17 protein-coding genes and 2 other RNA genes are annotated in these 19,318 nt (G+C 63.6%); 12 read left to right on the top strand and 7 right to left on the bottom strand.

All coding sequences use genetic code 11. From position 1 onward, the window contains the following. Positions 1-183: 183 nt before the first annotated feature. Both XARJCFBP2528_RS04035 and XARJCFBP2528_RS04030 read left to right on the top strand, forming a co-directional pair. A complete protein-coding gene (locus tag XARJCFBP2528_RS04035) occupies positions 184-621 on the top strand; it encodes a SufE family protein (protein ID WP_016903219.1) in 438 nt (145 codons plus the stop codon). Further along, positions 618-1,868 (top strand): MFS transporter, encoded by a 1,251-nt coding sequence (locus XARJCFBP2528_RS04030; RefSeq protein ID WP_016903220.1) that lies wholly within the window; start codon positions 618-620, stop codon positions 1,866-1,868. The genes XARJCFBP2528_RS04035 and XARJCFBP2528_RS04030 overlap by 4 nt, the downstream gene beginning before the upstream one ends. A 179-nt stretch (positions 1,869-2,047) precedes the next feature. Here XARJCFBP2528_RS04030 and dksA read toward each other — a convergent pair whose 3' ends face one another. Continuing rightward, complete coding sequence (gene dksA, locus XARJCFBP2528_RS22030) at positions 2,048-3,103, bottom strand: RNA polymerase-binding protein DksA (RefSeq protein WP_064506541.1); 1,056 nt, start codon at positions 3,101-3,103, stop codon at positions 2,048-2,050. A 90-nt stretch (positions 3,104-3,193) separates the two neighbouring features. On the opposite strand from dksA, the gene yidD reads away from it, so the two are divergent. From yidD to eutC, 6 genes are all read left to right on the top strand, one after another. Then, a complete protein-coding gene (gene yidD / locus XARJCFBP2528_RS04015) occupies positions 3,194-3,487 on the top strand; it encodes a membrane protein insertion efficiency factor YidD (protein ID WP_039521874.1) in 294 nt (97 codons plus the stop codon). Next, positions 3,484-4,833 carry a dihydroorotase gene (locus tag XARJCFBP2528_RS04010; protein ID WP_047124340.1) on the top strand — a complete coding sequence of 450 codons (1,350 nt, stop codon included), beginning with the start codon at positions 3,484-3,486 and terminating at the stop codon, positions 4,831-4,833. The genes yidD and XARJCFBP2528_RS04010 overlap by 4 nt, the downstream gene beginning before the upstream one ends. Then, the gene (locus tag XARJCFBP2528_RS04005) at positions 4,833-5,672 is read left to right on the top strand and encodes a M23 family metallopeptidase (protein ID WP_016905050.1); all 840 of its coding nucleotides are present in this window, start codon (positions 4,833-4,835) and stop codon (positions 5,670-5,672) included. Before XARJCFBP2528_RS04010 ends, XARJCFBP2528_RS04005 begins: the two co-directional genes overlap by 1 nt. 209 nt (positions 5,673-5,881) lie before the next feature. After that, the gene (eat, locus tag XARJCFBP2528_RS04000; RefSeq protein ID WP_047124339.1) at positions 5,882-7,246 is read left to right on the top strand and encodes an ethanolamine permease; all 1,365 of its coding nucleotides are present in this window, start codon (positions 5,882-5,884) and stop codon (positions 7,244-7,246) included. Continuing rightward, positions 7,243-8,652: an ethanolamine ammonia-lyase subunit EutB gene (locus tag XARJCFBP2528_RS03995; RefSeq protein WP_047124338.1), complete on the top strand. Its 1,410-nt coding sequence runs from the start codon at positions 7,243-7,245 to the stop codon at positions 8,650-8,652. The genes eat and XARJCFBP2528_RS03995 overlap by 4 nt, the downstream gene beginning before the upstream one ends. Further along, positions 8,649-9,485 (top strand): ethanolamine ammonia-lyase subunit EutC, encoded by an 837-nt coding sequence (gene eutC, locus XARJCFBP2528_RS03990; RefSeq protein WP_016903770.1) that lies wholly within the window; start codon positions 8,649-8,651, stop codon positions 9,483-9,485. The genes XARJCFBP2528_RS03995 and eutC overlap by 4 nt, the downstream gene beginning before the upstream one ends. A gap of 22 nt (positions 9,486-9,507) precedes the next feature. On the opposite strand, the gene XARJCFBP2528_RS03985 is transcribed toward eutC, so the two are convergent. Both XARJCFBP2528_RS03985 and XARJCFBP2528_RS03980 read right to left on the bottom strand, forming a co-directional pair. Next, positions 9,508-9,798 (bottom strand): hypothetical protein, encoded by a 291-nt coding sequence (locus tag XARJCFBP2528_RS03985; RefSeq protein WP_016903771.1) that lies wholly within the window; start codon positions 9,796-9,798, stop codon positions 9,508-9,510. A gap of 176 nt (positions 9,799-9,974) precedes the next feature. Next, complete coding sequence (locus XARJCFBP2528_RS03980; RefSeq protein ID WP_016903772.1) at positions 9,975-10,463, bottom strand: pyridoxamine 5'-phosphate oxidase family protein; 489 nt, start codon at positions 10,461-10,463, stop codon at positions 9,975-9,977. Positions 10,464-10,897: 434 nt separating this feature from the next. Here XARJCFBP2528_RS03980 and XARJCFBP2528_RS03975 point away from each other — a divergent pair, with 434 nt between their 5' ends. Both XARJCFBP2528_RS03975 and XARJCFBP2528_RS03970 read left to right on the top strand, forming a co-directional pair. After that, the gene (locus XARJCFBP2528_RS03975) at positions 10,898-11,923 is read left to right on the top strand and encodes a trypsin-like serine peptidase (protein WP_026064637.1); all 1,026 of its coding nucleotides are present in this window, start codon (positions 10,898-10,900) and stop codon (positions 11,921-11,923) included. Between the two features lie 191 nt (positions 11,924-12,114). After that, complete coding sequence (locus tag XARJCFBP2528_RS03970; protein WP_016903775.1) at positions 12,115-13,248, top strand: pectate lyase family protein; 1,134 nt, start codon at positions 12,115-12,117, stop codon at positions 13,246-13,248. Between the two features lie 200 nt (positions 13,249-13,448). Here XARJCFBP2528_RS03970 and XARJCFBP2528_RS22025 read toward each other — a convergent pair. Continuing rightward, positions 13,449-13,524: non-coding RNA, sX9 sRNA (locus tag XARJCFBP2528_RS22025), on the bottom strand. A 606-nt stretch (positions 13,525-14,130) separates the two neighbouring features. On the opposite strand from XARJCFBP2528_RS22025, the gene XARJCFBP2528_RS03965 reads away from it, so the two are divergent. Continuing rightward, positions 14,131-15,801, top strand: a complete 1,671-nt coding sequence (locus XARJCFBP2528_RS03965; RefSeq protein WP_026064638.1) for a glycoside hydrolase family 28 protein — start codon at positions 14,131-14,133, stop codon at positions 15,799-15,801. Between the two features lie 1,203 nt (positions 15,802-17,004). Further along, a non-coding RNA gene (locus XARJCFBP2528_RS22010) (sX9 sRNA) lies at positions 17,005-17,080 on the top strand. A gap of 4 nt (positions 17,081-17,084) precedes the next feature. Here XARJCFBP2528_RS22010 and XARJCFBP2528_RS03960 read toward each other — a convergent pair. The 3 genes from XARJCFBP2528_RS03960 to ubiG all read right to left on the bottom strand — a co-directional run bounded on the left by XARJCFBP2528_RS03960 (position 17,085) and on the right by ubiG (position 19,303). Next, complete coding sequence (locus XARJCFBP2528_RS03960; RefSeq protein WP_016903778.1) at positions 17,085-17,774, bottom strand: squalene/phytoene synthase family protein; 690 nt, start codon at positions 17,772-17,774, stop codon at positions 17,085-17,087. A gap of 28 nt (positions 17,775-17,802) precedes the next feature. Further along, the gene (locus XARJCFBP2528_RS03955) at positions 17,803-18,468 is read right to left on the bottom strand and encodes a phosphoglycolate phosphatase (protein WP_026064639.1); all 666 of its coding nucleotides are present in this window, start codon (positions 18,466-18,468) and stop codon (positions 17,803-17,805) included. 115 nt (positions 18,469-18,583) lie between these two features. Beyond that, positions 18,584-19,303, bottom strand: coding sequence for a bifunctional 2-polyprenyl-6-hydroxyphenol methylase/3-demethylubiquinol 3-O-methyltransferase UbiG (gene ubiG, locus XARJCFBP2528_RS03950; protein ID WP_016903780.1), 720 nt, complete (start codon positions 19,301-19,303; stop codon positions 18,584-18,586). Positions 19,304-19,318: the final 15 nt, after the last annotated feature.

Here is a 19,318-nt window from a genome sequence, read left to right as displayed (position 1 = left end):
GAATTCCAGCGAGGCTTCGCCCGTACCCTCCCCGCTCCGCGCCCCGGCCCGCGCTGGCGGCGCGGGCGCTCCAAGGCACGCGCGCCAATGGCGCGCAAACCGCGCCTTCTCGCCCCGGCGGGTGAGGGGCGCCATTGCGGTGTCGCCGGGCAGCGCTACCACCGACCGAATCTGGATTTTTTGATGACCACCACCCCCTTCCCGCTTGAACCCACCGCCGTCGACGCACAGGCCGCCATTGCCGAGGAGTTCTCCTTCTTCGGCGACTGGTCCGAGCGCTACCAGTACCTGATCGACCTGGGCCGCAAGCTGCCCAGCTTCCCCGAACAGTGGAAGACCGAAGAACACCGCCTGCATGGCTGCCAGTCGATGGTGTGGATCGTGCCGGAGGGCAATGCCGAGCGGCTGGACTTCCACGCCGTCAGCGACTCGGCGATCGTCTCCGGGCTGATCTATTTGGCCTTGCGCGTTTACTCCGGGCGTAGCGCGCAGGAGATCCTGGCCACCGAGCCGGACTACATCGCCGGCATCGGGCTGGCCAAGCATCTGTCGCCGACCCGCAGCAACGGCGTGGCCGCAATGCTGGCCTTCATCCGCGACACCGCCCGCGCCCAGCAGTGAGCACGCCGACGCCCTCGCCCGCCGCCTCGCTGCGTACGCTGCTGGCCCACCCCGGCTTCGGCCTGGTGCTGCTGTATCGCGTGGCAGCGATGCTGTCGTACCAGATCGTCGCGGTCACGGTCGGCTGGCATATCTACGAGATCACCCGTAATCCGCTCTCGCTCGGGCTGATCGGCCTGGCGGAGATCCTGCCGTTCTTCTGCATCGCGCCGTTTGCCGGCTATCTGGTCGATCATCTGCCGCGCCGACGCCTCGGCATGGTCGCGGTGCTGGGCCTGGTCGCCACCGCGTTGCTGCTGTTGGCCATCACCCATGGCTGGCTGCCGGTGCAGGGCGTGTGGCCGATCTACGCGGCCATCGCGCTGACCGGTGCAGCGCGCTCGTTCCTGTCGCCGGTCTATAACGCGCTGTTCGCGCGTGCGCTGCCGCGCGAGGCGTTCGCCCGCGGCGCCAGCATCGGCAGCGTCAGCTTCCAGGCCGGCATGGTGATCGGCCCGGCGCTAGGCGGCGTGCTGGTCGGATGGGGCGGCAAGGGCCTGGCCTACGGCGTGGCCGCCGGCGTGGCGCTGGTGGCGATCCTGGCGCTGGCGCTGCTGCGTGTCAGCGAGCCGGTCAATGCAGGCCCGCGTGCGCCGATCTTCCGCAGCATCGCCGAAGGCGCGCAGTTCGTGCTGTCCAACCAGATCATGCTGGGCGCGATGGCGCTGGACATGTTCTCGGTGTTGCTGGGCGGCGCAGTGTCGATGCTGCCGGCCTTCATCCACGACATCCTGCATTACGGCCCGGAAGGCCTGGGCATCCTGCGCGGCGCCCCGGCGCTGGGCTCGATCGTGGTCGGGGTGTGGCTGGCGCGGCACCCGCTGCAGCGCGATGCAGGGCGCATCCTGATGCTGTCGGTGGCCGGCTTCGGGCTGTGCACGATCGCCTTCGGCCTGTCGCGGCACTTCTGGCTGTCGGCGGCGATCCTGCTGGTCTACGGCATGTGCGACGGGGTGTCGGTGGTGGTGCGCCAGACCATCCTGCAACTGGCCACGCCCGATGCGATGCGCGGCCGGGTGTCGTCAATCAACGGCATCTTCATTGGCTCGTCCAACGAGCTGGGTGCGTTCTACGACGGCGTGATGGCACGCCTGGTCGGCCTGGTGCCGGCGGTGGTGATCGGCGGCTGCGTGACCCTGGGCGTGGTCGCCACCACCGCGTGGAAGGCGCCCAAGCTGCGCAAGCTGGATCTGCGCGACCTGCAGTGAGGTCTGCAGTGGTGCCGCAGGTCTGATCAACATCACCCAATCGACATGCCTGGCCGCACGACACGCGCCAGGCGTGTCGATGACTGCAACGCCCGTTGCGCCTGCGCGATGCGCATAAAAAACCCCGCACATGGCGGGGTCTTTCAGTCGACGGACAAGGCTTGGACCTTGCCGAACGATCAGTCGCCCTGCTGCTTCTGCAGATGCTCCCAACGCTCCTGGGCGTCGATGGTGCGCTCGGCGGTCAGACGCGCTTCCAGGCGGTCGATGCCGATCTCTTCGCCGGTGTCCACGCAGTAGCCGTAGTCGCCGTCTTCCAGACGCTTGAGCGTGCTGTCGATCTTGCCGATCAGCTTGCGATGACGGTCGCGGGTGCGCAGCTCCAGCGAGTTCTCGGTTTCGCGCGTGGCACGCTCGGCTTCGTCGCCGATGTCGCGCACTTCTTCGCGCAGGTTTTCGATGGTCTGCTTGGACTCTTCAACCAGGTCGTTGCGCCAGCTCTGCAGACGCTGACGGAAGTACTCCTGCTGCAGCTTGCTCATGTACTCCTCATCGGCTGCAGGCTTGTAGCCCTGCGGCAGGATCGGACGACCGGTGGCTTCATCGGTCTTGTACTCGACCACCTTGTACTTGGTCTTGGGGGTCGGGCTGGCCGGCTTGGAGGTCACGGCCACGGCCACCTTGCCGACCGGACGGGTCGCGGCGGGCTTGGCGGGGGCTTCGGTTTTGGTTGGCGTTTTTGCTGAAGATTTCGAAACGGGCACGGGATTCTTAAGTGGCGGGGTCGCAGGCTTTGCCGGCTTCGCAGGGACGGCCTTGGAGGCCGGTGCGGGCGCGGGCTTTTCAGCCTTGACCGGGACTGACTTGGCCGCAGTCGACTTGGTAGCCGGCTTCGGTACGGACTTGGGCGCCACCGGCTTGGCGGCCGGTTTGGCGGCCGGTTTGGCGGCAGCCGGAGCTGCCTTGTTCGCCGCCGGCTTGGCAGCACTCTTGGCGACAGGAGACTTTACAGGTTTGGCGGCCGCGGGTTTGGACGCTGCGGTCTTGGCGACCGGCGCCGGCTTGGCCGCGGTCTTGCTCGCAGCTGCCTTCTTGGCAACCGGTTGCTTGACAGCCGGTGTCGCCTGCTTGGCGGCCGGTTTTGCAGCGGCGGGCGCCGCTGCCTTCTTCGCAACGGGTTTGGCGGACTTCTTGGCGGCCTCTACGGCCTTTTTTGCAGGTTTTTTAGCAGCCACGAAACGCTCATCCTTGGTTCCCCCGGGGCCCGGGAAAGCGGGCCTTTATAGCTTACCCCACGGACCCCCGGCAACCACGTATTAATCCAAGTGGCATATCATTGGCAAGTGATCTCACGCCTGCTCATCGCGCTGCTGCGCTTCTACAAGCGGTTCATCAGCCCCCTGCTGGGGCCGCGCTGCCGTTTTGCGCCCAGTTGCTCGGAATACGCGATGACCGCGATCGGCCGCTTCGGCCCGCTGCGCGGTTGCTGGCTGGCCGCACGCCGGCTCGGCCGCTGCCATCCCTTTCATCCGGGCGGGTTCGATCCCGTCCCCGACGCGCCCGCGTCCGGGTCCTCGCCCGTTTCCCCTTCCTGCAGTTGTAAAGGACCTCATCCATGAGCCGAACCCTCATCGTCAACGCCCGCCTGGTCAATGAAGGCAAGGAATTCGACGCCGATCTGCTGATCGAAGCCGGCCGCATCGCCAAGATCGCCAGCAAGATCGCCCCAGCCGCAGGCGACACCGTGGTGGACGCGGCCGGACGCTGGGTGCTGCCGGGCATGATCGACGACCAGGTGCACTTCCGCGAGCCCGGCCTGACCCACAAGGGCGATATCGCGACCGAATCCGGCGCCGCGGTGGCCGGTGGCCTGACCAGCTTCATGGACATGCCCAACACCAATCCGCCGACCCTGGACGCGGCCGCACTGCAGGCCAAGTACGACGCGGCGGCCGGGCGCGCCTGGGCCAACTACGGCTTCTACATGGGCGCCAGCAACGACAATCTGGCCGCGATCCAGACGCTGGACCCGAAGACCGCCCCGGGCATCAAGGTGTTCATGGGCGCCTCCACCGGCAACATGCTGGTCGACAACCCCGAGACGCTGGACGCGATCTTCCGCGACGCGCCGACGCCGATCATCACCCACTGCGAAGACACCCCCACCATCGACGCGACGCTGGCGCAGTACAAAGAGAAGTACGGCGACGCGTTGACCCCGGAGATGCATCCGGACATCCGCTCGCGCGAGGCCTGCCTGAAGTCCTCGCTGCTGGCGGTGTCGCTGGCGCGCAAGCACAACACCCGCCTGCACGTACTGCATATCTCCACCGCCGACGAGCTGGCGCTGTTCGAGGCCGGCCCGCTGGTCGATGCCGACGGCAAGCTGCGCAAGCGCATCACCGCCGAGACCTGCATCCACTTCCTGCGCTTCGACCGCAGCGATTACGCGCGGCTGGGCAACCTGATCAAGTGCAACCCCGCGATCAAGGACGCCGACGACCGCCTGGCGTTGATCCAGGCGCTGGCCGAGGACGTCATCGACGTGCTCGCCACCGACCACGCGCCGCATACCTGGGAAGAAAAGCAGAAGCCCTACGCACAGGCGCCCTCCGGCCTGCCGCTGGTGCAGTACGCGTTGGTGGCCGCGCTGGAGCTGGTGCACGAGGGCAAGCTGCCGATCACCCGCATCGTGCAGAAGTTCGCGCATGCGCCGGCACAGTTGTTCGATGTGGAAGAACGCGGCTTCCTGCGCGAAGGCTATTTCGCCGACCTGGTGATGATCGACAACACCCCGTTCACCGTGAAGCGCGAGCAGGTGCTGTCCAAGTGCGGCTGGTCGCCGTTCGAAGGCACCACGTTCCGTTCGCGTATCGCCGCGACCTGGGTCAACGGCCAGCAGGTGTGGGATGGCGAACAATTGATTGGCAGTGCCGCCGGTCAACGCCTGACCTTCGACCGCTGATGCGCGCAGCCCTGATTGGCGCCTGGCTTGCGCTGGCGCCGCTCTCGCTCGCTGCCGGCAGCGTCGCTGCGCAGTCCGCCGACGCCATGGAGGTGGTATTTCCGCAAAGCGCTTCGCAGGGCGCGCTGGTGATCGGCAAGGTGCCGGCGGGCAGCCAGGTGCAGTACGCCGGCCGCAGCTTGCGGGTCAGTGGCTATGGCAGCGTGGTGTTCGGCATCGGCCGCGACGCCAGCGGACCGTTGCAGGTGCAAATCACCCGCCCCGATGGCAGCAAACAGACCGCCAGCATTGCGGTGACGCCGCGCGACTGGCCGGTGGAGCGCGTCAACGGCGTGCCGCCCAAGACGGTCAATCCGCCTGCGGCGATCGCCGAGCGGATCAAGCGCGAGCAGGCGCAGGTCACCGCCGCGCGCGACCGCGACGATGCCCGCACCGATTTCGCCCAGGCCTTCATCTGGCCGGTGCAGGGCCGCATTAGCGGGCGCTTCGGCAATGCGCGCGTCTACAACGGCCAGCCCGGTGCCGGCCACTCGGGCATGGACATCGCCGTGCCCACCGGCACGCCGGTCAAGGCACCGGCTGCCGGCGTGGTGACCTTTGCCGCGCCGGACCTGTATCTGACCGGCGGCACCGTGTTGCTGGACCATGGCTTCGGGGTGAGTTCGAATTTTCTGCACCTGTCGCGCATCGACGTGAAGGTGGGCGACCGGGTGGAGCAAGGCCAGGTGATTGCGGCGGTGGGTGCCACCGGGCGCGCGACCGGGCCGCATCTGCATTGGGGGATGAACTGGTTCGATGTACGCATCGATCCGCTGCTGGTGCTTGAGCGCAGCAAATAGCTAGCGCACGCGGTGTGCCGGCAGGGCCGGCGCGCGGCGGCATGGTGTCTGCGACCCACCCGTTGCGCTTGTGTTCGCCGCAGGGCTTTGGGGTATAACCGGGACGACCGTCGATCGTCACCGGGCATCGGTGGACGATCGGTCACTGGCCGTCGGTCCGGTACCTAGCCGCCGGACCTGCGCCATCTCCCCTCCCCCGACCGCAGGAGATGTGCGACATGCGCAACGAGCAACTCAAACCCACCCTGGGCACCTGGCAACTGTGGGGGATCGCCGTGGGCCTGGTGATTTCCGGCGAATATTTCGGCTGGAGCTACGGCTGGGGCACCGCCGGCACGCTGGGTTTTCTGGTGACCACGCTGTTGGTCGCGGTGATGTACACCTGCTTCATCTTCAGCTTTACCGAGCTGACCACCGCGATCCCCAATGCGGGTGGGCCGTTCGCCTATAGCCTGCGCGCGTTCGGGACCTACGGCGGCATGCTGGCGGGCCTGGCCACGCTGATCGAATTCGTGTTCGCGCCGCCGGCCATCGCGATGGCGATCGGTGCCTATCTCAATGTGCAATTCCCGACCCTGGACCCGCGCATCGCCGCGATCGGCGCGTATGCGATCTTCATGGGCTTGAACATCGTCGGCGTGGCGATCGCCGCCACCTTCGAGCTGATCGTGACCTTGCTGGCGGTGATCGAGCTGCTGATGTTCATGGGCGTGGTGGCGCCGGGCTTCAGCGTTGCGCGTTTTGCCGCCAATGGCTGGGCCGGTCACGATGTGTTCGGCCCGGCCGCCATTTCCGGCATCTTTGCCGCGATTCCGTTTGCGATCTGGTTTTTTCTGGCGATCGAGGGCGCGGCGATGGCGGCCGAAGAGGCCAAGGATCCCAAGCGCACGATTCCGCGCGCCTACATCGCCGGCATCCTCACCCTGGTGGTGCTGGCGCTGGGCGTGATGGTGTTTGCGGGCGGGGTCGGCGACTGGCGTCAGCTCTCCAACATCAACGACCCGTTGCCGCAGGCGATGAAGGCGGTGGTCGGCAACAGCTCGACCTGGCTGCATATGTTGGTGTGGATCGGCCTGTTCGGCCTGGTGGCCAGCTTCCACGGCATCATCCTGGGCTATTCGCGGCAGTTCTTCGCGTTGGCGCGTGCCGGGTTCCTGCCGCACGGGCTGGCCAGGCTGTCGCGCTTTCGCACGCCGCATCGCGCGATTCTTGCCGGCGGCGCGATCGGCATCGCGGCGATCTGCAGCGACAGCGTGGTCAAGATCCAGGGCATGTCGCTGACCGCGGCGATGATCACCATGTCGGTATTCGGCGCGATCGTGATGTATGTGATGAGCATGCTCAGCCTGTTCAAGCTGCGCCGCGCCGAACCCGGGCTGGAGCGCAGCTTTCGCGCGCCGGGCTATCCGGTGGTGCCGGCAATCGCGCTGCTGCTGGCGCTGGTGTGTCTGGTGGCGATGGTCTGGTTCAACCCGATCGTGGCGCTGATCTTCGTGGGCCTGCTGCTGTTCGGTGCGCTATGTTGCGTGTTGAGCTTGCGCAGCCAGGCCACGCCTGCGGCCAGTGCCAGATGAGCGGTTTCGCATTTACCGCCGGCGGCGAGCGCTTCCAGTTTGCCGATCTCAAGACCTTGCTGGCCAAGGCCACGCCGCCGCGCTCGGGCGACCAACTGGCCGGGCTCGCCGCCGACTCCGGGCTGCAGCGAGTGGCCGCGCAGATGGCGCTGGCGGACCTGCCGCTGCGTCACTTCCTCGATGAAGCGGTGGTGCCGTACGAATCGGACGAGGTCACCCGCCTGATCGTCGACCAGCACGATGCGGCCGCATTTGCCGCGGTGGCGCATCTCACCGTCGGTGGCTTTCGCGATTGGCTATTGAGTGCGCAGGCCGACGAAGCGGCACTGGCCGCACTGGCACCCGGGCTGACGCCGGAGATGGTGGCAGCGGTCTCGAAGTTGATGCGCGTGCAGGACCTGGTCCTGGTCGCGCAGAAGACCCGCGTGGTCACGCGCTTTCGCAATACGCTGGGCCTGCGCGGGCGGCTGTCCACACGCCTGCAGCCCAACCACCCCACCGACGATGCCACCGGCATCGCCGCCAGCGTGCTCGACGGCCTGTTGTACGGCAACGGCGATGCGGTGATCGGCATCAATCCTGCCAGCGACAGCCTGGCCGCCACCACCGCGTTGCTGCGCATGCTCGATGCGGTGATCAGCGGTTACCAGATCCCGACCCAATCCTGCGTGCTGGCGCATATCACCACCACCATCGAGGCGATCAACCGCGGCGTGCCGGTGGACCTGGTGTTCCAGTCCATCGCCGGCACCGAGGCGGCCAATGCCAGCTTCGGCATCAATCTGGCGCTGTTGCAGGAAGGCCATGACGCCGGGGTGGCGTTGCGGCGCGGCAGCGTCGGCGACAACGTGATGTATTTCGAGACCGGCCAGGGCAGCGCGTTGTCGGCCAACGCGCATCATGGCGTCGATCAGCAGACCTGCGAGGTGCGCGCCTATGCGGTGGCACGGCAGTTCAAGCCGCTGCTGGTGAACACCGTGGTCGGCTTCATCGGCCCGGAGTATCTCTACGACGGCAAGCAGATCATCCGTGCCGGGCTGGAGGATCACTTCTGCGGCAAGCTGCTCGGCGTGCCGATGGGCTGCGACATCTGCTACACCAATCATGCCGAAGCCGATCAGGACGACATGGACGTGCTGCTGACCCTGCTCGGCACCGCCGGCATCAACTTCATCATGGGCATCCCCGGCTCTGACGATGTCATGCTCAACTACCAGACCACCTCGTTCCACGATGCGCTGTATGCGCGCCAGGCGCTCGGCCTGCGCGCCGCGCCCGAGTTCGAACACTGGCTGGAACAGCAAGGCATCCTGCGGCTGCGCGATGGCCGCTTCGAACTCGGCAGCGAACTTCCCGCACCGTTCCGGCGTGCGCTGGAGCAGCTACACACCGGCGGCGCGCAATGAGCGATCCGCCCCCCCCACTACGCGATGCCTGGGCACACCTGCGCCGGCTCACACCGGCGCGCATCGCGCTGGGACGCGTCGGCACCAGCCTGCCGACCGCCGCGCACCTGGATTTCCAGCTGGCGCATGCGCAGGCGCGCGATGCGGTGCATCTGGCGTTCGATCCACAGCCACTGCAAACAGCGCTGAAACAGCGTGGGCGCGACAGCATTCTGCTGCACAGCGCGGCGGTGGACCGGCACACCTATCTGCAACGTCCGGATCTGGGCCGGCGCCTGGGCGAGGATGCGGCCGCGCATCTGCGTGGCCTGACTGCGGTCCATGGCGGCGGGCACGATGTCGCGGTGGTGGTCGCCGACGGACTCTCCGCATTGGCCGTGCATCGGCATGCGGCGCAGATGCTGGAGCATATCGACGCCCTGGCCGCGCACGAAGGCTGGTCTTTGGCGCCGGTGGCATTGATCGCGCAAGGCCGCGTCGCCATCGGCGACGAGGTCGGCGAACTGCTCAAGGCGCGTCTGGTGATCGTGTTGATCGGCGAGCGGCCAGGGCTGAGCTCGCCCGACAGCCTGGGCCTGTATCTGACCTACACCCCGCGCGTCGCCCTCACCGACGCCGCGCGCAATTGCATCTCCAATATCCGCGCCGAAGGACTGAGTTACGCCGAAGCCACGCACAAGCTTGCGTACCTGCTGCGCGAATCGTTCCGGCGCAAGCTATCCGGCGTGCAACTCAAGGACGAGGCCGAGCAACCGGCGCTGCCGTCGGCGGGCGCGTCCGATGCCGCGCCGCGGACATTCTTACTTCCCGCTGGGATGCGGCCGGACTTTTGAACCTAGTTCGTAGTAAGCCGACTTAGGTAAGCGCGCCATCGTGCGGATCGCTGGCCGCATAGGTGCTGGTCGGCAACTCGTTGTCGTGTGGATGGCGCAGGGCATTACGTACGTCTTCCGGCAGTTGCTCGACATCCAGCATCACCTTGCCGGAATGCACATCACGCACCACCGATGCAGGCAGCACGAAGTCGCCCCCGTTTTCGATATTGATGACCAGCTCGGCGCCATCCTTGCGCACCTCGCGGACGGCACCGACGCCGACTTCGCCATCGCGCAGAAACACCATCTGGCCGATTTCGATCTGTTGCATCTTGTTTCTCCTTTGGCAGGCAGCGCGTGAACGCGCAGTGCCAAGACCGTTCTTGTATGCAATCCAGGCTGACAGCGCCGGTCCAGTCTCAAACTGGATCGGCGCTTACGCAAGCGACAGCACTGTAATGAGAACGCCTGCACCATCGCGAAGATCGTGCAGGCGTGCAGCAGGCCTCAGCGCAGCGGAACGTCCGCCACCTTGTCCTGGTAATCCTTTTTCGGGTCAACGCCGAATAACACCTTGATACCGGCCAGCAGACTGGAACCGTTGAGCCAGATCTGCGCGTGATCGGTATCCAGCCGCAGCAGCGCAAGCTTGGGATCGTCCTTGCCGCCTTCATACCAGGCAGCCACATGCGGGTTCCACAAGCGCTCGACCACGGCCGGATCGGTGTCTTCGCGCAACGAGCCGCTGATGCTGGCGAACAGATCATGCCCTTTGCTGCTGAAGGCGCCGATGACGCGACGGCCCTGCCCCAGCATCGCGATCAGCGCATTGTCCTTTGAGGCAAAGAACCAGATAGGGCCACCGCTGTCGCCTTCGATCTGCGCGGTCATCGGGCGCGCATGACCGTCTTCGACGCCGTCCAGGCCCAGCATCACGGTGCGATCGGATTTCAAGGCTTTCCAGAATTTTTCCTGCAACTCTTTGGGATCTGCCATCTCGATATCTCACATGCGCGTGTCTACGCGGGTGACCAGTCTGGTAGTCTCTCTGCCCACAGCATGTGACGATGCGCACCTTCGTCTACACATGGCGACAACGCGATTCGGCTTGGGCACCAACATCACCAACATCGTTACCGGCGCGCGCCTGGGAAGACGATGGGGAATGAACAACCTTCGCACACGCACCATTGCATTCGCAACAAAACAAATCAAATGAGCGGCCCAGGGTTAGGATAGAACCCATGCTGCTGATGCAGCGCATTTGCGCTTGAGGAAAACAAGCAGTAGCGCTGATGGTAGCGGCGAGGGAAATCTGCCATAACCATGGGCATAGCTGCGATTTATTTGTAAATTATTTATAGATTCTAAATTACATTAATCCGCTTGGTTCGCTCAACTCCAAGCAAAACATATAGGTTAAAATCATTATGGCGTATTTGCCGAAAAACACATCACTGCGCGCTTCCTGCGCGATTCTCACCATCCTAGCGGTTACCGACGTGTCTGCAAGCACCAAGTCGGTCAACCTCTCCGCCGGCGCCATCCTGCAGCACGTTGTTCCGACTGCTCAGCGAGATGCGAGTACTTCCCACTGGACATTCGCACGGATGCAAGCTGCTGTGTCCGCATCGTTCGTGGATGCCAACCCGGTCGACGGCGACCCGCCAGAGTTGCAGAATTCGGCATTGGCCAGCGGTGAAAACCGGAGCGCAGGGTTGAAGGTGGTGACAGGATCGGTGCCGACGCCGAAGACGGATCCGTCAGTGCCGGTTCCAGGATTCTCCCAAGCAGCTCATCTCGGCGTTGTCTTCTTTCGGGCGAACGGCATAGACCAGCGCTGCACTGGCAACGCGGTCGTCTCCGATTCCGGAAACGTCGTAGCCACCTCCGGGCGATGCGTCTCTGCCCTACCAGGTAAGTTTGTGTCGGACTTGGTGTTCGTGCCAGGCTACAACGGCACCGCCCCCTACGGTGTTTGGCCTGCGACGACCATCACGGCCGATAATCGCTGGGTTGCAGATCGAGCCGTCGACTACGATACGGCCTTCTTCCAGGTGCAGGCCCCCACGACAATGAAGCCCTCCGGCGCCACCTTGTCGAATACTGTCGGAGCATCTGGTGTTCGCTTCGTCGGTCAGGAAGACGATAACGAATATCGGGCAACAGGCTACAACACCGACCCTGGTGCCAATGCGAACACGCCTGTCAGCGTGACCAGCACAGCAGAGCCGAACCCATGGATGAACAAGGACTATGCCATCGAGGGCCTGGAGTGGGAAGCACGCTCCGGCGTCAGCGGCTCACCTTTGGTTTCGACGGAGGAGGATCCCGTGCAGGACGTCGAAGTCGGCATGATCTCATTTGCCTATAAGCAGTTCACCCACGCTTCGTTCGGTCCTCAGTGGACGTCAGCAATCCGTAACCTGTATCAGACGGCAGCAGCCATCAACTAGGCATGCAAATTGCTGCAACGTAATTTCTTAATTGATAGATAACCGTTCGTTATTTCTGGAATACCTGCACGCTGTTCGAGTTAGCTGCTCGAGTTAATCGAGCAGCGTGCAGTCTGTAGCCAAACTTGGCTATGTAGTCATGAGGAATAGCAACGCACATCAACGCTTCGCTTTCCAGTAAAGGTCCGCATTTGCATTTCTCTATTATCTCGCTGTTTCTTGCTTTTTTTATCGCACAGGTTGGCATCGCCAAGGCTGAAACCGGTGGCTTTTCTTCAGCGTCTGTATCTGGCGAGACTGCGATTACAGTGACAACGCTTGCAGAGCTGCAAGCGGCAGTCAATGCCAAAAACCATCATATCATCATCCGTGGAAAGATCTACGGCGGCCCAAAATTGACCACCCTGAATTTCTCCAGCACAGCTTGGAACAACATAACAATCGAGGGTGCTGCAGGCGGTGGCGCGGCCTTGCAGAATATCCAATTGAAATTTAGCGGCGAGAATCTGCCCGCCGGGACAAACATTCAAAACGTGGTTATCAGAAACATCTCATTCTCTGGCAATGTCGGCGACTTGCAAGCCTTGCCTGACCAAGTCGAAGGAACTTCCAACAACATTGGCATCAACTACGTGGGCGTATCATTGCGGCGTATATCCAATGCTTGGATCGACCACTGCGATTTCTACGACATGAGCGATGATCTTTTATCAGTCGGCAGGTCATCTGATTACATCACACTGTCGTACAATCACTTCTACTTCAGCAACAGCTGGGTCAACATGAATCCGGATCCGGTATGGAACTGGGTCGATAAAAATTATCATGACCTCGCAAATGAGCGCTTGGCAATCCTTGTTGGTCACAACAGGAATGACTCATATGTATATGGTGGCAATAAGCTGCACGTGACGATGCACCACAACTGGTTTGGCCCCAATCTTGTCGGGCGCCCCCTACTCCGCGGCTGGGTCCATGCCTACAATAACTACTTTGACAATAGCACCTTGCCCAATGGTATGCGCACCGCTGCCGATGGTCGCCGCTATGAAAAGCAGCAGTACAACGCTTTGCAGGTAGATAGCGGCAGCATTGTTTTTTCCGAATCAAACTATTTTTACAAAACCAATAATAGCAACCAGATTCGACTGGAATCAAGCGGGGACATGTACAATTTCTACGAGAAAAAAAACTTGTATGACGCAGTAACTGGCAATTCGGCGATCGGCTCAACCTTCAATAATGCGCCGGTGAAATACAGCTACAAGTCTGATGATGCGGCAAGAGTCCCCAGCATCGTTCTATCCACCGCGGGGCCGCACTAAACACGATTTCTCGAGCATTCACTGCGTAACAGAAAGAGGGGCCGCAGGAATCTTTGAAAAAATTCTATATTGACAGCTAGTTAGCTCACTACGGCTGTCTTTATACGAATCCCTGCCGCCTCTCATCAATATCCGTTTTGTCCCCGGCCCTGTCACGCCCGACAATCAAACCCATGTCGGGCGTGCCCGGGACTAAGAACGGCTAACAAAATGTAGCGAGCGCTCGTCAGGTGGGTGCGGAAGGCGCGCTCAGAACCGCAGTGTACGAGTGGACATGCCAATTCCGAGCACCGGCCGCGCCCGCCTGACGGCCGCGCAGTAGTTTTGTTAGCCGCTCTTAGGCGTAAGCGGCCTGTCCGCTTACGTCAACGTCACCTCGTCCGACGAGAAAGTGAAGGTGCGCGAGTCCAGCCTGGGCAGCCGCATCGGCAAGACCGCAGCGTGGAACGCATCTACCGCCCGCCGCACGTATTGCAGCAGCAACTGCACCCATTCGCCGAACCGTTTCTATGGGCACGGCAATCCCGGCGCCGGCAGCGCCATTGATTCACTGCATCACTCGGCAATGAATGCCTGTTGGCAACCGCGTGATACGGTCAGCCAATAGGGGTTTTTGTTTTACGGCAGCCCGAACCGGCGACAGCCCATGCTCTCTCTTCGGCGATGCGGCGCTGGATTCGCCCATCCGAACACGCTCCTTGGCGTAACGCGCCATCCTTAAGCACCGACTGCCACCGACCAACATCAGCGGCGCCGAGACGACATGCGAATCGGCAACTGTTGATCGCGACTGCAGTCACGCAAACGCAACACAGCAGCGCAGCTATCTTCTGCAGACATGGTTCACCACCCCCGCGCTTTACGCCACTGGAGTCGTCCACCATGCAATACCCGTCCGCTTTTCCGGCTGTCGCGCCCTTGACGCTCGCCCTGCTCGGCCTATCCACCTTCCAGGCCGGTGCGGCGCGTCCGCATGAACAGGACCTGCCCGATACCGCGCACAGCATCTCCACCAGTTGGGGCGTGATCCAGCAGCCCACGCTACCGACGCAGGTCTGCGCAACGCTCAAGGCCGCGCTGACGCCGGTTGCCGGTTCGCTGGACGCGCTCGATGCAGATCCCGCGCAGTCCAAGCGCGACACCGCGCGTCTGCAGGCGGCCATCGACGATTGCCCGGCCGGCAGCGCGGTGCGCCTGGTGCCCGGCGATACCGGCGAGTCCGGCTTCTTGAGTGGCCCGCTGACGATCAAGAGCAAGGTCGCGCTGTGGATCGACCGCGGCGTCACCTTGTTTGGTTCGCGCAATCCGCAGGATTACGACAACGGGCTGGGCACCTGCGGCACCGCGACCAGCGACAAGGCCAAATCCTGCAATCCGCTGATCCACGTCGCCGATACCGCCAACAGCGGGATCGTGGGTGCCGGCAAGATCGACGGCCGCGGCGGCAGCACGCTCACCGCCGGCCCCAATGCCGGCGCCGCCAGCTGGTGGGATCTGGCCTATCTCAATGTCAGCAAAGGACTGAGCCAGCACGTACCGCGGCTGCTGCAGATCGACGACAGCAGCGACTTCACCCTGTACGACATCACCCTGGAAAACTCGCCCAACTTCCATGTCACCACCGACAACGTGGTTGGTCTGACCGCATGGGGCATCAAGATTCTTGCGCCCAGCCTGGTTTATTCGCGCCCAGGTTATCGCTGCCCGGCCGGCACCACGCCCGACGTCACTGCGCACGCCAGCTGCTTCACGCCCGAAACGGCCAAGAACACCGATGGTTTTGATCCGGGCCAGTCGAAGAAGGTGTTGCTGGCGTACTCCTACATCGGCACCGGCGATGACGGCGTGGCGATCAAGGCGCATGCCAGCAACAAGCGCAGCATCGCCTCGGAAAACATGCTGTTCGCATACAACCAGTTCTACTACACGCATGGTTTTTCGCTGGGCAGCGAAACCGATGCGGGCATGCGCCACATCGCCGTGCGTGGCTTGAGCATCGACGGCTTCGACGCGAATGATGTCGCGAGAGACCCGTATTCAGCCAACGGCTTGCGCATCAAATCCGATGGCACACGCGGCGGCCAGGTCTACGACATCAGCTTCGAAAACGTCTGCATGCGCGGGGTTGCCCGGCCGCTGGTGTTCGACGCCAACTATGCCAACGCGGCGGTGCGCAGCAAACTGCCGAGTTTCAACGGCATTGCGCTGACCAATGTGCACTCGCTGGGTTCCAAGGCGTTCGGCGGCGGCGAGCTGAGCTTCTACGGGTATCGCGATGCGACCACGACCTTGCCCATCACCCTGTCGCTGGACAACGTGGTGCTGGAAGGCGGGCCGATCTCGTTCGCGCAACCGCATTTCGGTGGGCCGGCCAGCAATCCGGGCGCAACCCACTTCAGCTTCAAGGGCGGCCCGGTGAGCTTCTTCGATCAGCTATCCGAATCGGTGCCCAACGATGTGCGACTGCAAGGCAAGCCCGGGCCGGGCACGCCACTGCAGTGCAATGACGCGTTCATTGCCTACCACTCGGTATTGCCGGATTCGCCGATCTGATCTTGCGCTTGAGTGGCAGCGATGCTGCGATCAGACGATCCAAGCATGCATCAAAACTCGGCTGATCGAGGGCGCGGCGCCCCCACCGCTTGCGGGACACGCCGTGAACCCATCCCTGGGGCTCGGTGGCGGCCTCCATGCCGCCACACGGTCCCGCAAGCGGTAAGGACACCGCGCCAGGGAGTTGGTCGGTGGCCGCATAAAAAAAGCCGCTAGTAGCGGTGTCCGTTAGACCTCGAGTAGGCACGTCATGCTCGGACAACGCGCAACGCACTGCTCTTAAGCTTTGCACACCGACCATCTGGACTGGCCCTTGCCTGTCTACCGTCGTGGGACCTTACGCGGCATGGATGCCGCGTGAGGGCCTACATGGACGTACTTGCGGCGTGTCCCGCGACGGTGGGCGGGAAAGGGCCCTGCAGCCAAGCAGCAGATATACCGCTCTACCGCTGATCTATCGCACCTTACAAGCCCCAATACACAACGCAGCAAGCAATCGAGACTAGAGCGATGGCGTCGTTTAGGCGCGATCAGCAGCTTGAATCAAAAGCTCGTTGGGTCGAGGGGGCGATGCCCTCACCACTTCCGGGACACGCCGTGAATCCATCCATGGAGGATCCTTGGCGGCATCCATGCCGCCAAGGATCCCGGAACCGGTAAGGACATCGCGCCTGAAGAGTTAGCTATGCGCTGATGCAACCGCAAAACCGAGACGACCTATCCGAGGTGACTTAACGCAGCGGCTTGGTCACTTGCATACATGGGTGCATGGCTATTTAGCGATAGAGGCAAACCCAACCAACTTGCTGCCCGCCTTCGACGGAACGTGTTGTTCGAAAATCAGACCACGTCGGCCAGATCGCACAAGGTTCATGCAACCACCGCTGCATCTGACCCGCCGGCCGCCGGTCCTGCTCTTGCCATGCACACCGACGCTCTCGACTGGTCCTTGTCCACTCACCGTCGCGGGACCTTATGCGGCATGGATGCCGCAGAAGAGCCTACACGGACGTACTTGCGGCGTGTCCCGCGACGGTGGGCGGGCAAGGGCCTCGCAGCCAAGCCGCAGATCGACCGCTCCACCGCTAATCTACCGCGCTTTACAAGCCCTGATACACAATGCATCGAGCAATCGAGACCTGGAACCGCCAACAAAACTACCGCGCTAGCTTCAGGCATGCGCAGCCGACGCCTGGAACCGGCATGCACCACCCGTACACTCCGCTCACCGCGCGCCACCCGCACTCACCTGACGACCGCTCGCTACGTCTTGTTAGCCGCTTTTAGTCCGCGCCGCTGGCAGCACGCCAGCTATGCCACAACTGCTGCACGGGCGGTGGATAGGCTGCCTTGCCGGCAAGCTCGCGCTGCAAGCGCAAGCGGGCCAGCCGCGACCATACCCGGTGCGGGCGCGCCAACGCCGGTTTGCGCGGCCAGGCGCGCAGCAATTGCGTGCGCCATGCGGCGAGCGTCATGTCGCCGGGTGCGGCGCTGTCGCCAACCACACGCTGGCGTGCATCCAGCCATTGCAGCGCCACTGCGGTGGCATCGCCAGGCTGGGTACGCGCAAACAGCGCGGCTTCCACGCCGACCACGGCCTCGGCGAAGGCACGCAATCTCGCCAACGCCTGCTGCAAGGATTGCGGCTGCGCACGGGCGTCCTGCATGGCCGGCAAGGTGTCGGCCAGCTGCGCCCATGGCGCAGGCACCGGCTCCAGCACGCGCCCGAGCGGATGGCGCGAACGCTGCTGCGACCAGTCGCGTAGCTCCTGCTGCCACCATGCCAGCTTGGCGTCGGCCGGCAACGGGTCGCCGGCGATGTTCATGATGTCTTCCCATTCCTGCAGCAGCGCAAACCAGGCCGCCGTGAGGCGTCGCTGCGGCTCGGGAATGAAGGGCTCGGCAACCGACCATTCCGGCCAGCGCGTGCGCCACTTGTCGAGAAAACTGTCGAGAGCGCTGGATTGGCTCATGGCGGGTCCAGAAAAAAACGAAAGAAGATCAGATCTGCGGCCACGCCACGGCATCCCACAGTGTCTGCGGCTGCGCGACGAGGACGTCGGCCTGCCAGCGCGACGGCTCGTCGTCGTGCAGGCGATAGCCCCACAACACCGCCACCGAGGGCATCGCCGCCGCGCGCGCGGCCAGGATGTCGCGCTCGTCGTCGCCGACGTAGACGCAGTGCGCTGGCGCAACGCCGATGCGCTCGGCCGCGGTCAGCAAGGGCAGCGGATGCGGCTTGCGCTCGGCAAGCGTATCGCCGCCGATCAACACCGCGCAGCGTTGCTCCCACCCCAATTGCGGCAGGATCAGCCGGGCCAGATATTCGGGCTTGTTGGTGACCACGCCCCAGATGCAACCGGCGCGCTCCAGCCGCAGCAGCAGTTCTTCGACACCATCGAACAGCTGCGACTGCGTACCGATCAAGGCCTCGTAACGACGCAGAAATTCCGGCACCAAGGCATCGCGCTCGGCCACATCGAGTTCGGCAAACGCCACCGCCAGCATCGCGCGCGCGCCCTTGGACACCACCGGACGCAACTGCGCCAACGCCATCGGCGCACGCCCGCGCGCATCCAGCATCGCGTTGACAGTCGCCAGCATGTCCGGCGCACTATCGAGCAAAGTACCATCCAGGTCGAACAACACCGCACGCGGAAACTTCATTGCCGCCCCGCTACTCTGCGCTTGCCTGCGGTCATCGGTAAATTGCGATTCGGCCGACATCAAACACGCACGTGCCGTTGCGAATCCCGAATCTCCAATGTCCAATCCCCGCTCGTCACGGCTTCACCGCATAAGCCAGGTAATTGACCTCGGTCCGCGACGACAGGCGCGCACGATTGCGCCACGGCTCGTACACCATGCCGCTGACGTCTTCCAGCTGCAGTGCGGCACTGCGCAACCACGCCGCAAGCTCTGCCGGCTTGATGAAATCCTTGTAGTGATGCGTGCCCCTGGGCAGCAACCGCGCGATGTACTCGGCGCCGACCACCGCCAGCGCAAACGCGGCCGGGGTGCGGTTGAGCGTGGACAAAAACAGCTTGCCGCCCGGCTTGAGCAGGCTGGCGCAGGCGCGGATGATCGCGGTCGGGTCCGGCACGTGCTCGAGCATTTCCATGCAGGTCACCGCATCGAAGCTGCCCGGCTGTTCGGCGGCCAGGTCTTCCACCGACTGCACGCGGTAATCCACCTGCACGCCCGATTCCAGACTGTGCAGGCGCGCCACCTTGACCAGCTCCGGCGCCAGATCGATCGCCGTGACCTGTGCGCCCAGACGCGCCATCGACTCGCTGAGCAGACCGCCGCCGCAGCCGACATCGAGTACACGCGCGCCGGCCAGGCCCAGCCGTGCGGACACATAGTCCAGACGCACCGGATTGAGCGCATGCAGCGGCTTCTGCGGGCCGTCGGCATCCCACCAGCGGTTGGCCAGCGCCGCGAACTTGTCCAGCTCGCTCTGATGGAAGTTGCTGGAATTGGATTGGGGATTCGGATTCATGCGGAGCTCCGTGAT

The sequence above is a fragment of the Xanthomonas arboricola pv. juglandis genome, from assembly GCF_001013475.1.
Classification (GTDB): Bacteria; Pseudomonadota; Gammaproteobacteria; order Xanthomonadales; family Xanthomonadaceae; genus Xanthomonas; species Xanthomonas arboricola.
The sequence above is the reverse complement of the archived record's forward strand: the minus strand, read 5'-3'. Positions and strand labels throughout refer to the sequence as shown.

Coding starts and splice junctions, on each gene's coding strand:
- XARJCFBP2528_RS04035 (WP_016903219.1), top strand. CDS start 184: ATGACCACCACCCCCTTCCCGCTTGAACCCACCGCCGTCGACGCACAG.
- XARJCFBP2528_RS04010 (WP_047124340.1), top strand. CDS start 3,484: ATGAGCCGAACCCTCATCGTCAACGCCCGCCTGGTCAATGAAGGCAAG.
- XARJCFBP2528_RS04005 (WP_016905050.1), top strand. CDS start 4,833: ATGCGCGCAGCCCTGATTGGCGCCTGGCTTGCGCTGGCGCCGCTCTCG.
- eat (WP_047124339.1), top strand. CDS start 5,882: ATGTGCGACATGCGCAACGAGCAACTCAAACCCACCCTGGGCACCTGG.
- XARJCFBP2528_RS03995 (WP_047124338.1), top strand. CDS start 7,243: ATGAGCGGTTTCGCATTTACCGCCGGCGGCGAGCGCTTCCAGTTTGCC.
- eutC (WP_016903770.1), top strand. CDS start 8,649: ATGAGCGATCCGCCCCCCCCACTACGCGATGCCTGGGCACACCTGCGC.
- XARJCFBP2528_RS03985 (WP_016903771.1), bottom strand. CDS start 9,798: ATGCAACAGATCGAAATCGGCCAGATGGTGTTTCTGCGCGATGGCGAA.
- XARJCFBP2528_RS03980 (WP_016903772.1), bottom strand. CDS start 10,463: ATGGCAGATCCCAAAGAGTTGCAGGAAAAATTCTGGAAAGCCTTGAAA.
- XARJCFBP2528_RS03975 (WP_026064637.1), top strand. CDS start 10,898: ATGGCGTATTTGCCGAAAAACACATCACTGCGCGCTTCCTGCGCGATT.
- XARJCFBP2528_RS03965 (WP_026064638.1), top strand. CDS start 14,131: ATGCAATACCCGTCCGCTTTTCCGGCTGTCGCGCCCTTGACGCTCGCC.
- XARJCFBP2528_RS03960 (WP_016903778.1), bottom strand. CDS start 17,774: ATGAGCCAATCCAGCGCTCTCGACAGTTTTCTCGACAAGTGGCGCACG.
- XARJCFBP2528_RS03955 (WP_026064639.1), bottom strand. CDS start 18,468: ATGAAGTTTCCGCGTGCGGTGTTGTTCGACCTGGATGGTACTTTGCTC.
- ubiG (WP_016903780.1), bottom strand. CDS start 19,303: ATGAATCCGAATCCCCAATCCAATTCCAGCAACTTCCATCAGAGCGAG.